Below are 14,291 nucleotides of genomic sequence, written 5' to 3' on the forward strand. Positions count from 1 at the left end.
GCGCGACCTGCCGGGAGTTCATCACCCAGCTAGGCCCCAGCTTCCAGGCGATCTACGAACCAGCCAACGACGACGCCGACCCCGCCAACTCCGCGGCCAGCCCCTCCCACGCCGCCGCCGCCGCAAACAACGGCCCCGCGCCAGCACCAGCAAAAATCCGCGCCGAATTGATCTCCGGCGGCAACCACGCAAAATCTGACAAGGGATGCTCCTTCACAACGTTGCGGCGCGGTGGCCGCTCAGCGTGCCCACGAGAGCTTGCGACCAGGCCGCGCGGTTGCGGACAAGCCTTTCAGGGATTCATTGAGCGGCTATTGGGTAAAAATGAAATGGGCGGCCAGTCGGTATCCGCGCCGCCGTCGTCAAGCCGATATCCGGCCGCAGCATTCCGGGCGGCGCTCGGAAAGGAACCATGACAACGATCCGCATTTTCGGGTTGTCGCTGCTGTTCACCGCGGGCGCGCTAGCCATCGGCTACTGGCACGGCGGGCCGACGGCGCTGTTCTTGCTGGTTGTGTTGGCGGTGCTGGAGGTGTCGCTGTCGTTCGACAACGCCATCATCAACGCCACAATTCTGAAGCAGATGAGCCGGTTTTGGCAGCAAATGTTCCTGACTGTCGGGATTCTGATCGCGGTGTTCGGGATGCGGTTGGTGTTTCCGTTGGCCATCGTGTGGGTCACCGCCGGGCTGGACCCGGTACATGCGCTGGACCTGGCGCTCAATCCGCCGCCCAACGGCGCGCTGGAGTTTCCGGACGGCTCGCCCAGCTACGAAAAGCTGATCAAAGACGCGCATCCGCAGATTGCGGCGTTCGGCGGCATGTTTTTGCTGATGTTGTTCCTGGACTTCGTTTTTCACGACCGAGACATCAAGTGGCTGAAGTGGATCGAAGCGCCGTTCGCCCGCGTCGGCCGGCTCGGGCAGGTGCCGGTGGTGGCGGCGTGCGTTGCGCTGGTCCTCGTGGGCACGGAGTTGACGCATTCGGGTGAGGATCGGGCGACCGTGCTGATCGCCGGGTTACTTGGTCTGGTGACTTATCTCGTCGTCAACGGTTTGAGCCGGGCGTTCCGGCCCCCGGAAGCGGCGGCGTCGGACGTCGAGAGAGCGGGGGCGGTCGGCAAAGCCGGCTTCACCCTCTTCCTCTATCTGGAGGTGCTCGATGCGTCTTTTTCCTTCGACGGTGTCACCGGAGCCTTCGCGATCACCAGCGACCCGATCATCATTGCGCTGGGCCTCGGCCTGGTGGGCGCCATGTTCGTCCGGTCGATCACCATCTATCTGGTCCGCCAAGAAACCCTGGACCGCTACATCTACCTCGAGCACGGCGCGCATTGGGCGATCGGGGCTCTTGCGGTGATCATGCTGATATCGGTCGACCACGGCTTACAGTTGCCGGAGTGGATCACCGCCTCGATCGGGGTGGTCTTCATCGCGGCCGCCGTCACCAACAGCGTGCTGCGCAACCGGCGAATCGCCAGGTGATGCCCGAAATCAGTGTCCGGTGGCCTGGAATCGCTCCACCGAGCGCTGCACCTCGGCTTCGGCTTCCTTGCGCCCCACCCAGTCGGCGGCCTTGACGAACTTGCCCGGCTCCAGGTCCTTGTAGTGCACGAAGAAGTGCTTGATCGCGTCCAACTCGAAGGCCGGAACGTGCTCGAGGTCCTGGATGTGGTCCCAGCGGTGGTCGTCGGCCGGGACGCACAGCACCTTGTCGTCGCCGCCCTTCTCGTCGACCATCCGGAACATTCCGACCGGCCGGGCCGCCACCAGCACCCCCGGGAACACCGCCTCGGGCAGCAGAACCATCGCGTCCAACGGGTCGCCGTCCTCACCGAGGGTGTCCTCGATGAAGCCGTAGTCGGCCGGGTAGGCCATCGGGGTGTAGAGGTAGCGGTCCAGGCGGACCCGGCCCGTCTCGTGGTCGATCTCGTACTTGTTGCGCTGGCCCTTGGGAATTTCGATGGTCACGTCGAATTGCACCGCGTGGCTCCTTTGGATAAGCGAGTGGATAAGCGTGGATAAGCAAGGCCCGGGAGAGGCTTGAGTAGGTCGAATGCCGTCGCGGCTACACCCTAGTCCAGCGATACCGCAGCGCTGCCCCGTGGCCGGTTCGGCACAATGGGACACGGAAAGGACCGGGAAAGGACGCTGTAAGGCAGGAGAGTCATGGGTCCCAAACGTTGGCGAAAGACCACCCACGTGTTCGTCGGGGTGGCTGTGCTGGCGTTTGTCGCCGCCGTGGGGGCGGCCGCGGCGTTCTTCACGACCGGGGGTCACGGAGCCGGTGCGCGCCCGCCGGTCCCGCCACCGCGCCCGCCCACGGTCAAGCCGGGGGTGACACCGGTGGTGGACACGGCTCCGGCGCCCAGCGCGGCCGGGGTGGCCGCGGCGCTGGCCCAGACGGCGGCGGACCCCAACCTGGGCAGGCTGGCCGGCCGGGTCACCGACGCCTTGACCGGCCAGGAACTGTGGCGCCAGCTCGATGACGTGCCGTTGATCCCGGCGTCGACCAACAAGGTGCTGACCGCGACGGCGGCACTGCTCACCCTGGACCGACAAGCCCGGGTCAGCACTCGGGTGGTGGCCGGCACCCGCGACAGCCAGGGGCCGGTGGTTTTGGTGGGTGCCGGGGACCCGACGCTGTCGGCCGCGCCCCCGGGTGTCGACACCTGGTACCGAGGCGCGGCGCGAATCAGTGACCTGGTCGAGCAGATCCGCCGCAGCGGCATGACGCCGACGGCGGTGCAAGTCGACATCTCGGCGTTCACCGGCCCCACCATGGCGCCGGGCTGGGACCCGGCCGACGTCGACAACGGTGACATCGCCCCGATCGAGGCCGCCATGATCGACGCCGGCCGGATCCAGCCCACGACCGTCAACTCGCGGCGGTCACGCACCCCGGCACTGGACGCCGGACGGGAGCTGGCCAAAGCGCTCGGCGTGGACCCGGCGGCGGTGACGATCGCCTCGGCGCCGGCCGGCGCGCGGCAGCTGGCCGTGGTGCAGTCGGCGCCGTTGATCCAACGGCTGTCCCAGATGATGAACGCCTCCGACAACGTGATGGCCGAGTGCATCGCCCGTGAGGTGGCCGCCGCCATCAACCGGCCGCAGAGCTTTACCGGTGCGGTCGACGCGGTGCTCATCCGGCTCAACAGCGCACACATCGACACCGCCGGCGCCGCGCTGGCAGATTCCAGCGGGTTGTCGGTCAACGACCGGCTCACCGCCCGCACGCTCGACGGCGCGATGCAGGCCGCGGCGGGCCCGGACCAACCGGCGTTGCGCCCGCTGCTGGATCTGCTGCCGATTGCCGGTGGCAGCGGCACGCTGGGGGAGCGCTTCCTCGACCGGGCCACCAACCTGGGCCCGGCCGGCTGGTTGCGGGCCAAAACCGGCTCGTTGACGGCCATCAACTCGCTGGTCGGTGTGCTCACCGACAGCAGCGGACGGGTGCTGACGTTCGCGTTCCTGTCCAACGATGCCGGGCCGAACGGTCGCAACGCGATGGACGCCCTGGCGACCAAACTGTGGTTCTGCGGGTGCACGACGTGACGGCACCCTCGGAGTTGACCCTGGGCAACACCGTCGATTGGCGATTTGCGGCCACGGTGGGGGAGCGGCTGGCCCGCCCTGGCCCGCCGTCCACCGAATACACCCGCCGCCAGGTGATCGGCGAACTGATGCGGGCCGCGGAGCAGGCAGAACCGCCGGTTCGCGACGTGACCGGGCTGATCACCTCGGGTGCGGTGCCGCCGGCGCGCGTCCTGGACCGGCCCGCATGGGTGCGGGCTGCCGCCGAATCGATGCGGGCGATGACCAACGGCAGTGACAGGCCGCGGGGGTTTCTCACCGGCCGGGTCACCGGCGCCCAGACCGGGGCGGTGCTGGCGTTCGTGGCCTCGGGCATCCTCGGCCAGTACGACCCGTTTGCCGCCGCCGACGGCGCCGGAATAGGCGGTCTGCTGCTGGTGTATCCCAACGTCATCGCGGTCGAGCGGCAACTGCGGGTCGACCCTTCGGATTTCCGGCTGTGGGTGTGCTTGCATGAGGTCACGCACCGGGTGCAATTCACCGCCAACCCCTGGCTGGCCGGCTACATGCAGGAAGCGCTGGGTCTGCTCACCCGGGAACCGGCCGACGATCTCGGTCAGGTGGTGGGCCGGCTGGCAGACTTCGTCCGCAACCGCGGTGACTCGTCCGACGATTCCGGCGGCCACGTGTCCGGCATTCTGGGCGTGGTGCGCGCCGTGCAGTCCGAGGCGCAGCGCCATGCCTTGGATCAGCTGTTGGTGCTCGGCACGCTGCTGGAAGGCCACGCCGAGCATGTAATGGACGCGGTGGGGCCGGTGGTGGTGCCGTCTGTGGCCACCATCCGACGCCGCTTCGACGAGCGGCGTCAGCGTAAGCAACCGCCGCTGCAGCGGCTGCTGCGGGCCCTGCTGGGCTTCGACGCCAAGCTCAGTCAGTACACCCGCGGCAAGGCGTTCGTCGACGAGGTGGTGGGCCGGGTCGGGATGAAACGGTTCAACACGATCTGGACGGGTCCGCAGACACTGCCCCTGCCGGCCGAGATCGAAAACCCGCGGCGATGGATCGACCGGGTGCTGTAGCGCAGCTGCGCAGGGCTGTCGAGAAATTCGTCGCCCACTACCTCGGCTCCGCCGAGCCGTGGTGCATCGGGCTGTCCGGCGGCCCGGACTCGTTGGCGCTCACCGCTGTTGCGGCGCGACTGCGGCCCACCACCGCGCTGATCGTCGACCACGGTTTGCAGCCGGATTCGGCTTCGGTCGCCGAAACCGCACGGGCACAAGCTATTTCGTTGGGCTGTCGGGACGTCGAGGTGGTCTGCGTCCAGGTAGGGACTGACGGAGGTTTGGAGGCGGCGGCGCGTGCCGCTCGCTATGCCGCGCTGGAGGCCCGCCGCGACGGTCCGGTCTTGTTGGCCCACACGCTCGACGACCAAGCCGAGACGGTGCTGCTGGGGCTCGGCCGTGGTTCGGGGCCCCGGTCGATCGCCGGCATGCGTCCCTACGATCCGCCGTGGTGCCGGCCGCTGCTGGGGGTGCGTCGCAACGTGACCCATGCCGCGTGCCGGGAGCTGGGCCTGACCGCCTGGCAGGATCCGCACAATAGCGACCGGCGCTTCACCCGGACCCGGTTGCGCCACGAGGTGTTGCCCCTGCTGGAGGACGTCTTGGGCGGCGGCGTGGCCGAGGCGCTGGCCCGCACCGCGACGGCGTTGCGCGAGGACACCGATCTCATCGACGCGATTGCCGCCGCCGCTCTGACCGCGGCGACTGCCGGTGCGGGCCTGGACACCGCGGCGCTGACCGCGCTGCCGGGCCCGGTGCGACGCCGGGTGATCCGCAGCTGGCTGCTGGCCGGCGGCGCGACTGGGCTAACCGACAAACAGATCCGCGGCGTCGACGCGCTGGTCACCGACTGGCACGGCCAGGGTGGCGTGGCGGTCGGGTCGGCATCTCGGGGTCAGCGATTGTTCGCGGGACGACGTGACGGCGTGCTGTCCTTGCGGCTCGAGCCTGTCGCGAAACCGATTTGACGACTGCCTTGGTTGCCGGTCGGTCGACGTCGCTACGCTGTGGTCGTGGCTGAGACCTTCCCGGGACAGATAGCGGAGCTGTACCCGGGAGATATCAAGTCCGTGCTGCTCACCGAGGAGCAGATTCAGCGCCGCATCGCAGAGCTCGCCGCCCAAATCGGCGACGACTATCGCGAGGTGTCCGCGACGACCGGCCAGGATCTGTTGTTGGTCACCGTGCTGAAGGGCGCGGTGCTCTTTGTCACCGACCTGGCACGTGCGATTCCGTTGCCCACCCAGTTCGAATTCATGGCGGTGAGTTCCTACGGGTCCTCGACATCGTCGTCGGGAGTGGTGCGCATCCTCAAAGACCTCGACCGCGACATCCACGACCGTGATGTGCTGATCGTCGAGGACGTCGTCGACTCGGGTCTGACGCTGTCCTGGCTGTTGCGCAACCTCAAGAGCCGCCATCCCAGGTCGCTGCGGGTGTGCACGCTGCTGCGTAAGCCTGATGCGCTGGGAGCCAACGTCGATATCGCCTACGTCGGCTTCGACATTCCCAACGACTTCGTGGTGGGCTACGGCCTGGACTACGACGAGCGCTACCGCGACCTGTCATACATCGGGACGCTGGACCCCCGGGTCTATCAATAACGCCTAGTCCAGTTCCCACACCGCGGTCACCGAGAACCTGACCGTCTGTTGGCCGGGTTCCAGGGGCACCGGCGTCGCCGCGCGCGGCGGCGCCTCCGGGGCAGTCCTCGTCGGTGCGGAACCGGAGCCCTCGGAGATCGACAGCACCTTGCCCAGGCGCAGCCCCGACAACTGCGCGTACTGCTGGGCACGGTTCTTGGCGTCGTCGAAGGCGCGGGCCCGCGCGTCCTTCACCAGCTGCGAGTCGTCGGCGATGGAATAGCTGACCGAACTGATCCGGGTGGCGTCACCGCCGGTGCTGACGATCAGTGCCAGCAGCCGCGAGGCGGCATCGGTGGGGTGAATTTTGACCTCGATCGCGTTGTCGGCGCGGTAGCTGGTGATCGTGGCCGTTGCGCCCGGCTCCGCGCTGCTGTACTGCGGTTGCAGGCTGACCTCCGTGGTGCGAATGTCCTTGCGGTCCACCCCCGCTCCCACCAGCGCATTGATCACCGCCTGCTGGCGGTCGTTGGTCTGGTTCATCGCGCTGGTGACATCGGCCGCGGTGAACTCGATCGCGACGTCGGCGGTCAACGTGTCCGGAACACCTTGCACTTGCCCCGACCCGAAAACTGTCACCTGACGCGGATTTGCCCCGGGCGGCGACGCAACGTGGGAATCGCACGCTGACAGCGACGCGGCGACCAGGCCCGCGACGGCCAGGGCAACCGACTTGCGGACGACCTGTGGGGCGCTTTGTGTGAACGGCATGCGCTACCCTAGCGCCGCTGCGGCGCCGGGAAGCGAAATCCGCGCCGTCGCTTCGGCTCTGCTAACCGCCGGCGGGCGTTCGGGGGATGAACCTTGTCCGAGCCATCGGCGCGGCACCCGCGCGGGCGACCCCGGTTCCAGCCAGGCTGGACATGGCCATTTGGACCCACGGCGTTCCGGAGTCCGGATCGGCCGCGACCGCGCCGGGCGACAGGTCGGCGCCGGGAAGGATTGCCGGGGCTTTGACGGCCCAACTCGGCGGTACCGACAGCCTTCCGATCGAGTCCGCGCTGCCCAACGCCGCGCTGATCTGGTGAGCCGGGGCGGTGATGGGCACCATGTGGGTCGCCGCGGCGACACCACCCATCGCGGCCTTGGCCAGCGCCTTGGTCGCAAAGCTTTGCATCATGCTGCCCATGTTCATCCCGTCCATGACGGACAGGGAAAAGATGGTTGGTTCGAACGCCACCTTGCCGCCCAGCAGTCCCCACTCGGTCGTCTTCCGCATCGCACTCGCGGCGTCGGTTATCGCGGTCCACACTTTCGACCAAGTGCTGGAGCTGGCCGGGGAAGCGAGTGCCTGCAGTGCCGAGGGTGTCAGCTCGTGCAGCCGCGCCACATGCTGAAGCACCTCACCCGAGGCGTGTGTGGCACCGACCGCGCGCGCGGCGAACTGGCCGGCGAGTCCGCCCGGATCGGTGGTCGGCGCCGGCGCGGTGAACGGTGTCAGTCGTGATGCGGCGGCCGACGCTTCGGCATATGCATACATGGCGGCGGCGTCCTGAACCCACATCCGCAGGTAATCCACTTCGTTGAGCATGATCAGCGGGGTGTTCTGGCCGAAGAAGTTGGTGGCGATCAGCACGTGGTGCACGAGCCGGTTGGTCAGGACTTCGGCCAGCGGCACCGTCATCAGGTGCGCGATCTCGTAGGCTTCTGCAAACAGCCGCGCATGCCGTCCGGCGCGCGCTGCTTCGGCAGCGTTCGCCGTCAGCCATGCCACGAAATGCGCTGCTGCTGCCGCCATTTTCGTCGCCGACGGTCCTCGCCATGACATGGCCAGGTTGGCCAGCATCGACCCATACGAACTGGCCGCATCGTAGAGATTGGCGGCCATCTCATCCCAGGCGACTGCGGCCGCGTGCAGCGAGCCGGAGCCGGGGCCGGCCCACATCCGGCCGGAGTTGACCTCCGGCGGCAATAGCGCGTAATCCATTGCGGCACTAGCTTTTCTACGCCAAACCGACTTTATTCGTGGCCTCAACGGCGGTGTACGAATCCCCACAAGCCGCGAGCGTCGCGACAAACGCCTCGTGAATCGCGATGGCCCGGGTGTAGACCGCCTGAAACGCCTTCGCGTGTGCCGCGAAATGCATCGCGGTCAAAACCGAAACCTCGTCGGCAGCAGGCGGAATCACATTCATCGTCGCAGCGGCCGCAGCCGCGTTACGGGAGATCATCGACGAGCCGAGTGTTTGCAGCTTGGTCGCCGCTGACCGCAGCATTTCCGGCTCTGTGGTGAGAATCGACATTAGTGACTAAACCTCCGCGACGTGTCAAGGCGGGTAGTTGAATGGGCATCGGCGGCGACGACGCCGTCAAGCCCGATTGGCCGTACCCTGCCGAATGTCCTTGGGGTACAGTTATGTTGGTGCGACTTCGTTGTCGGAGAGTGACGCTTTCGTACGAAAGCCGTTGTGAGCAAACCGCTGAACTAGACCGTCGCCGGTGCGGAGATTTCGGCGTCGACGTACTGGTCTAGGGGCCGTGGATGGTGTTGTCGTTCGATCTCGCACCGGCGTTGCGCACGGCCGGGCCGTTTGGTACGGAGCGCATACCCATGCCTCCTGGACTAGTGCGAGCTCATTGGCAACCGTCGGGAGCGGGACCTATCGTGAGCCCGATCACAACGATGCTGGATGCGAAGGTAGCACTAGGACATGATTTTTGTCAACCGTAGTTGTCCAATGATGGGGGATGGCTGCGGCGGGTGAGCCGGGTCGCAAGCCGGCTCGGCGACGGCGGCATCCGCCCTGGTTGCTTCGCGAACCCGGACCGCACATTGAGCAACAATTTCCGACAGCAAATTTCTGAACCCGCAATCCCGCCGAAAATCTGAGACGTAAAGCGCGACCGCGTTGGTGCACCGGACCGGCTCCGCCCGCTGACACTATCGCCGCGTGCCAACCCGCAGTGGCGGAGCCTCCGCGACCATAACTCTCACCTTGGTGGGCGCATCTTGATTGGTTCCCGGGGTGGCATGGCGACTCAGATAGCAGTGTGTCCAGCAAGTACGGCGCATCTGTTGTGGATCTGGGGCTCGATAACGCGCTAGCCGGACGGTCAACGGCGGCGCGCATACGCTATCCGAACCCATTACCGTATCGTGTTTGCCGGCGTCGCCCAGAACTTCATATCAAACTCAAATCATATTTGATTCAGATATGTTTCATAGAATAGGGCCAACGGCCCTGCGCTTTTACTTCAGCAAATGAATTGTTATCGACACAGCAGTGAACAGGCTGGGTGAAACCTGTGTTGTTCCTATCTGACTGGCCTACCGTGTCCTGCGATGTGCTTCAGCGATGAGCGGCGTCACCATCCGTGAAAGTCGTTGACGCAAAGTGAAATTGGGGAAGGGAAATTCATGTCGATCATGCTCGCGCAGCCGGACATGCTGGCTGCAACCGCTACCGAACTGCAATCCATCAACTTTGCGGTCCGTGCCGGGAATGCCGCCGCGGCAGGCCCGACGACCGGGGTGGTTCCAGCGGCAGCCGATCTGGTGTCGCTGCTGACCGCCACGCAGTTCGCCACGCATGCACAGATGTATCAGCAGATCAGCGCCCAGGCCGTAGCGGTGCAGGAGCAGTTGGCGACCACCCTGGGCATCAGCGCCGGCTCGTACGCGGCTACCGAGGCCGCCAACGCGGCCACCATCGGCTAGGAGACCGATAAAGTCATGGATTTCGCACAGTTACCACCGGAAATCAACTCTGCGCTGATGTATTCCGGGCCGGGTTCGGGGCCGATGCTGGCTGCAGCGGCTGCGTGGGATGCCCTGGCTGCCGAACTGCAATCCACCGCGTCCTCCTATGACGCGCTGGTCACCGCCCTGACCGACGGGCCGTGGCAGGGGCCGTCGGCGGCATCCATGGTGGCCGCCGCCATGCCGCAGGTGGCGTGGCTGAGGAGCACCGCGTCACAGGCAGAGCAGGCGGGTAGCCAGGCCGTGGCCGCCGCGACCGCCTACGAGGCGGCGTTCATGGCGACGGTGCCGCCGGCAGAGGTCGCGGCCAACCGGGCGTTGATGATGGCGTTGTTGGCCACCAACTTTCTCGGCCAGAACACCGCGGCGATAGCGGCGACGGAGGCGCAATACGCCGAAATGTGGGCCCAGGACGCGGCCGCGATGTATGGCTATTCCGGCGCAGCGGCGCAAGCCACCACATTGACGCCGTTCAGCCCGGCGACGCCGACGGTCAACCTGGCCGGGGTTGTCGCCCAGGCTAATGCGGTGGCGCAAGCGGTGAGCACGTCGGCGCCTGCGCAAGGAATGACCCAGATCACCAACTCGCTGTTGCAGATGGCCGGTCTGACGAATGAAGCGCCCTGGCTCAGCAATCCGTTGGCAGCACTCGGCCTCGTCGGGCACACCTGGAACTCCAACGGCGACGGCATCGTCGTGGCCGGTTTGTTCGGCGATGTGGTTGAGGGCTTGACCGGTTCGGCAACGGTGGACGGCAGCTTGCCCATGGACGTGTTCAATAGGTGGGTTTCTCCGGCTCGGCTCGTGGTCACCCAGATGAAGGACTACTTCGGTCTCGCGCACGACCTGCCGAAGTGGGCCAGCGAGGGCGCCGAAGCGGCCGCCAAGGCCGCCGAAGGTGCGGCGAAAGCCGCGGCAGGGGCATTGCCTGCGGCCCTTCCGAGTGGCTTGGGTGGCATAGCGGGAGCCGTCGGTAAGGCGGCGTCAGTCGGCGGATTGGCGGTGCCCGCTTCCTGGGCCAACACGGTCGGGGCGGCCAACCCCATCGTGACGATCAGCAACCTGGGCGCCGCGGCGGCGGCAGAACCCGCCGCAAGCGCGTTCGGCGGGATGCCGGTGATGCCTGGTTCTGGCGTCGGCCGCGGCATGGCGGCCCACTTCGCTGCTCCCCGATACGGATTCAAGCCGACCGTGGTGCCACAGCCGCCGGCCGGTGGATGACGGAGTGGGGCAAGAGGCAGTTCTTTGTAGCGCGCCGTAGCCGAGGCGGATCTTGCGCGAAGTGGCGATGGATGACGCCTGATCGTCGGTGATGCCCGGCTTTCCATGTGGCAACGGTCGTGGGATTAACCGTGTTGCGGCTCAACGCAACTCGGTTATCTGCAACCGGTGGCCGCAGCCAACCGGGCCATCCCGCGCAGTACCACGGTGTCCGTTTCGCCATCACCGCCACTGCGCGATCCGACCGGCGCATCGCGGAGCGCGGGCCGGGCGTGGGAGTTGACACCAATTGCGCCTCGGCCGATCCGGCCCGCGCGCCGTGACGCTCGACCGCCAGGAGTTGCCAGGAGCCGGGTACACCGCGCAGCTCAACGTTGCCGCGGTCCTGGAAACCGGTGCCGGAGCCGACCACGAGGTCACGGACCGTGCAGGAGACCAGGATGTCGCCCGCCCCCGCGTGCCCGAGGATTCGCGCCGCGATGTGTACCGCGATCCCGCCGATGTCGCGGTCCAGCAGTTCACACTCGCAGGTGTGGACGCCGATGCGGATCTCGATGCCCGCCGTCTCGGCCCCAGCGCGCAACGCTTCCGCGCACCGGATGGCCTGTGTCGGGCTGTCGAACGTGGTGAGATGCCCATCGCCGGTGCTCTTGACCACCGTGCCGCCGAAACGATGGGTGAGTTCGGCAGTGATCTCACCGAAGCGCTTCAGTACCGCCCGCCACCGCTCGTCGCCCATGGCCGCGACGCGTTCCGTCGAGGCGACGATGTCGGTGAACAACACGGTGCGCTGGGCTCGATGTGACTGCGCCGGTGCGGTATGGCTGCCGGTGAGCAGCTCCTCGATCTCGGTCGCGACCCTGTCGGGATCCGTGAACCAGGGCGCGTGGTCCGCGCCCTCGAGTTCAACCATGCGCGCGCCGGGAATGTGATCGGCGAGGTACCGGCCCGACTGCACCGGCACGCCAGGGTCTTCCCGGGCATACAGGACGAGCGTCGGCACGGTGATCGTCGGCAGAATCGCCCTGACATCGATCCGGAATGCCGCTTCGGCCGTCGCCCGCGCCATCCCCGGACTGGCGCACAGGCGCTCCAACATTCCAAGCTGGCGCGTTGACCGGATCGACGAAAGGACGCACTTGAGTGCGGTGCCATTGCCCCAGGCGGACCGGATGGCGCGGCCGAATTCCTGGGTCCGGGCGATCCATTCCAGCGACGCCACGTAGTCCTCACCCAGCTCACGGACCACGCGCGCCCGCAGCTGCGCCGGGTCGCACTCCAGGTCATCCCAACTCTGGGCGGCGTTGTACGCCGTCGTACCGGTGAGGATCAACGCCCGGGTACGTTCCGGTCGCGTCGCGGCGAAGAGGATCGCGGCCGGGCCGCCCTCACTCACACCGAGAAGGGCGGCCTTGCCGAAGCCGGCGGCGTCCATGACGGCCTCGATCTCGGCTGCTCGTTTGTCGAGGGTGCGAACTCTTGGGACGGGATCCGACAGCCCCACCCCGGCCTTGTCGAACAAGAGGATCCGGGCGAACGTGCCCAGCTTTTCCATAAGGGACCCGAATTCGGGCATCGCCCAATACAGCTCGACGTGGCTTGCGAACGACCCGGCCCAGACCAGCTCGACCGGCCTGTCGCCGAATACCTGATACGCCAGGCTGAGATCACCGCAGGATGCGTACGACGTTTCCGCCACGGCGTCGAGCCGTAATTGGCGCGAGCGCAAGGCGTGGCGGATCACGCAGCCCGACGGCACGTGCTGCGGGCCGCTCACCGTGCGCTTGCATCAAATAGCTTGTCGGCAAAGGCATTCGGGGTTCTCAAATGCGGAGTCGGTGCTGCCGGATCCTGGTGATCGACCGGATGGCGCGATCCACATCGGAGACGACGACAGTACTGAGCGTCGCCGACGGTTGGGAGTGCGGGGCGTCAACCGGACTGCGAGCGGTCGGCGGTGCAACCAATTAGCGAAAGCTGTCCAGCCTCAACGACTCCGTAACCGTCCAGGTCACCGGGCGCCGAGCGGTCGCGACGACGGTGTGGTCGCTCGCCGCGACGTCGATGGCTATCGGCGTGCGGCCGTTGTGCCCGCGTGCCAACGCCGTCACGGCATCGGCGCGGATCCAGCATCGATTGCCAGGAGCGTGGGCGGCCCGGCCAGCCCGTCGACCACCGTTAGGTGCGCGGCGGCTCGGCCGTCGGATTGGGTGCCAGCACTCGCTGTCGAGTCGTCACCCGGAACGGGTCCAACGATTGTGACCCGTCCAAGGCCTCTTGCACATCCTCGGCAGTGATGAGGCCCAGTTCCATTTGGAGCCAGGTGGCGCTGAGGCCGAATGCATGCGCCGCGCGCCTGGCTTCCTCGGCGTCCGGGAAATCCTCGGCGTTCGCGCGCCCGCTTCCCCCATACCACCGGCCTTTGGTCACCCCGCAGGCATCGCGCAACTGCTCGACGGTGATGTCACGGTTCAGCGTTGCTTCAAGCAGGCGCTTGAGCCCCCACCCGGCAGCGTTGGTCCTCGGCACGGGTCAAGCCTAGCCCGATGCCAAAAGACGGTCAAAGCATCCTCACCAGAGAGTCTCGGGTTAGAAACACGAATCAGAGATCTAGGACTAGACAAATAGTCATAATTTATGACACCGTATCCGCTACGGGGATGACCCAGTCAATACGGGTACTAGCTGTGCCGGACTTCGGCACCGCGGTAGGAGGAGGAGAAACCACATGTCCTTTGTGATCACGCTGCCGGAACTGCTGATGGCGGCGGTTGGCCGGCTGGAAGCGATCGGCTCGACCGTTAGTGCGGCCAATGTGACCGCGGCGCTTCCTATCACCGGAGTGATCCCGGCGGCAGCCGACGAGGTATCGATGGTGACGGCGGCGAGCTTCGCCGCTTACGGCCAGCTGTACCAGGCGATCAGCGCAGAGGCCCAGTTGATCCATGAGCAATTCGTCAAAGCCTTGGGATTGAGCGGCAATTGGTATGCAGCAACCGAGGCCGCCAATGCGACCCACGCCGGCAGCGGGTCAACGTCCGGTGTACCCATGCAACCGGTACCAGTCGGCCCCTCACCTATCAGTCCGGCGCCCGCCACCCCGGCGCCCAAGAGCCCGACGCCCCGGATGGCAC

General features: G+C 66.7%; 13 protein-coding genes and 2 pseudogenes. 8 read left to right on the plus strand and 7 right to left on the minus strand.

Annotated features, from left to right (window positions below):
• Nucleotides 1–67: 67 nt before the first annotated feature.
• A pseudogene (locus BST40_RS25095) lies at nucleotides 68–202 on the minus strand (PPE domain-containing protein); the annotation flags it as partial.
• A gap of 210 nt (nucleotides 203–412) precedes the next feature.
• On the opposite strand from BST40_RS25095, the gene BST40_RS25100 reads away from it, so the two are divergent.
• Nucleotides 413–1,483 (plus strand): DUF475 domain-containing protein, encoded by a 1,071-nt coding sequence (locus tag BST40_RS25100; RefSeq protein ID WP_075549851.1) that lies wholly within the window; start codon nucleotides 413–415, stop codon nucleotides 1,481–1,483.
• 9 nt (nucleotides 1,484–1,492) lie between these two features.
• Here the strand turns inward: BST40_RS25100 and BST40_RS25105 are convergent, their stop codons facing one another.
• The gene (locus BST40_RS25105) at nucleotides 1,493–1,981 is read right to left on the minus strand and encodes an inorganic diphosphatase (protein WP_075549850.1); all 489 of its coding nucleotides are present in this window, start codon (nucleotides 1,979–1,981) and stop codon (nucleotides 1,493–1,495) included.
• Between the two features lie 186 nt (nucleotides 1,982–2,167).
• On the opposite strand from BST40_RS25105, the gene dacB reads away from it, so the two are divergent.
• From dacB to hpt, 4 genes are read left to right on the plus strand one after another with little or no spacing between them, the layout of a single operon-like run.
• Nucleotides 2,168–3,553, plus strand: a complete 1,386-nt coding sequence (gene dacB, locus BST40_RS25110; RefSeq protein WP_083156088.1) for a D-alanyl-D-alanine carboxypeptidase/D-alanyl-D-alanine endopeptidase — start codon at nucleotides 2,168–2,170, stop codon at nucleotides 3,551–3,553.
• Nucleotides 3,550–4,611 carry a zinc-dependent metalloprotease gene (locus tag BST40_RS25115; RefSeq protein ID WP_075549853.1) on the plus strand — a complete coding sequence of 354 codons (1,062 nt, stop codon included), beginning with the start codon at nucleotides 3,550–3,552 and terminating at the stop codon, nucleotides 4,609–4,611. The genes dacB and BST40_RS25115 overlap by 4 nt, the downstream gene beginning before the upstream one ends.
• A complete protein-coding gene (gene tilS, locus BST40_RS25120; RefSeq protein WP_075549848.1) occupies nucleotides 4,590–5,561 on the plus strand; it encodes a tRNA lysidine(34) synthetase TilS in 972 nt (323 codons plus the stop codon). The genes BST40_RS25115 and tilS overlap by 22 nt, the downstream gene beginning before the upstream one ends.
• 39 nt (nucleotides 5,562–5,600) lie before the next feature.
• Entirely contained in the window at nucleotides 5,601–6,197 is a 597-nt protein-coding gene (hpt, locus tag BST40_RS25125; protein WP_162877329.1) for a hypoxanthine phosphoribosyltransferase, read from the plus strand.
• A 3-nt stretch (nucleotides 6,198–6,200) separates the two neighbouring features.
• Here hpt and BST40_RS25130 read toward each other — a convergent pair whose 3' ends face one another.
• The 3 genes from BST40_RS25130 to BST40_RS25140 all read right to left on the minus strand — a co-directional run bounded on the left by BST40_RS25130 (nucleotide 6,201) and on the right by BST40_RS25140 (nucleotide 8,479).
• The gene (locus BST40_RS25130) at nucleotides 6,201–6,947 is read right to left on the minus strand and encodes an SIMPL domain-containing protein (RefSeq protein WP_075549847.1); all 747 of its coding nucleotides are present in this window, start codon (nucleotides 6,945–6,947) and stop codon (nucleotides 6,201–6,203) included.
• Nucleotides 6,948–7,008: 61 nt separating this feature from the next.
• A complete protein-coding gene (locus BST40_RS25135; protein WP_075549846.1) occupies nucleotides 7,009–8,163 on the minus strand; it encodes a PPE family protein in 1,155 nt (384 codons plus the stop codon).
• A gap of 16 nt (nucleotides 8,164–8,179) precedes the next feature.
• Nucleotides 8,180–8,479, minus strand: coding sequence for a PE family protein (locus BST40_RS25140; protein ID WP_075549845.1), 300 nt, complete (start codon nucleotides 8,477–8,479; stop codon nucleotides 8,180–8,182).
• Nucleotides 8,480–9,594: 1,115 nt separating this feature from the next.
• Here BST40_RS25140 and BST40_RS25145 point away from each other — a divergent pair.
• Both BST40_RS25145 and BST40_RS25150 read left to right on the plus strand, forming a co-directional pair.
• On the plus strand, nucleotides 9,595–9,894 hold the full coding sequence (locus tag BST40_RS25145) for a PE family protein (RefSeq protein ID WP_075549844.1): 300 nt from the start codon (nucleotides 9,595–9,597) through the stop codon (nucleotides 9,892–9,894).
• A 15-nt stretch (nucleotides 9,895–9,909) separates the two neighbouring features.
• Nucleotides 9,910–11,157 (plus strand): PPE family protein, encoded by a 1,248-nt coding sequence (locus BST40_RS25150; RefSeq protein WP_083156090.1) that lies wholly within the window; start codon nucleotides 9,910–9,912, stop codon nucleotides 11,155–11,157.
• Here BST40_RS25150 and BST40_RS25155 read toward each other — a convergent pair.
• Together BST40_RS25155 and BST40_RS25160 are read right to left on the minus strand one after the other, a co-directional pair.
• On the minus strand, nucleotides 11,117–12,934 hold the full coding sequence (locus BST40_RS25155; protein ID WP_341865537.1) for an adenylate/guanylate cyclase domain-containing protein: 1,818 nt from the start codon (nucleotides 12,932–12,934) through the stop codon (nucleotides 11,117–11,119). The genes BST40_RS25150 and BST40_RS25155 overlap by 41 nt on opposite strands.
• Nucleotides 12,935–13,335: 401 nt before the next feature.
• Nucleotides 13,336–13,686 (minus strand): hypothetical protein, encoded by a 351-nt coding sequence (locus BST40_RS25160; protein WP_075549842.1) that lies wholly within the window; start codon nucleotides 13,684–13,686, stop codon nucleotides 13,336–13,338.
• A gap of 199 nt (nucleotides 13,687–13,885) precedes the next feature.
• Between BST40_RS25160 and BST40_RS25165 the strand changes: the two are divergent.
• Nucleotides 13,886–14,182 (plus strand): annotated as a pseudogene (locus BST40_RS25165) (PE family protein); the annotation flags it as partial.
• Nucleotides 14,183–14,291: the final 109 nt, after the last annotated feature.

Source organism: Mycobacterium persicum (assembly GCF_002086675.1).
Taxonomy (GTDB): domain Bacteria; phylum Actinomycetota; class Actinomycetes; order Mycobacteriales; family Mycobacteriaceae; genus Mycobacterium; species Mycobacterium persicum.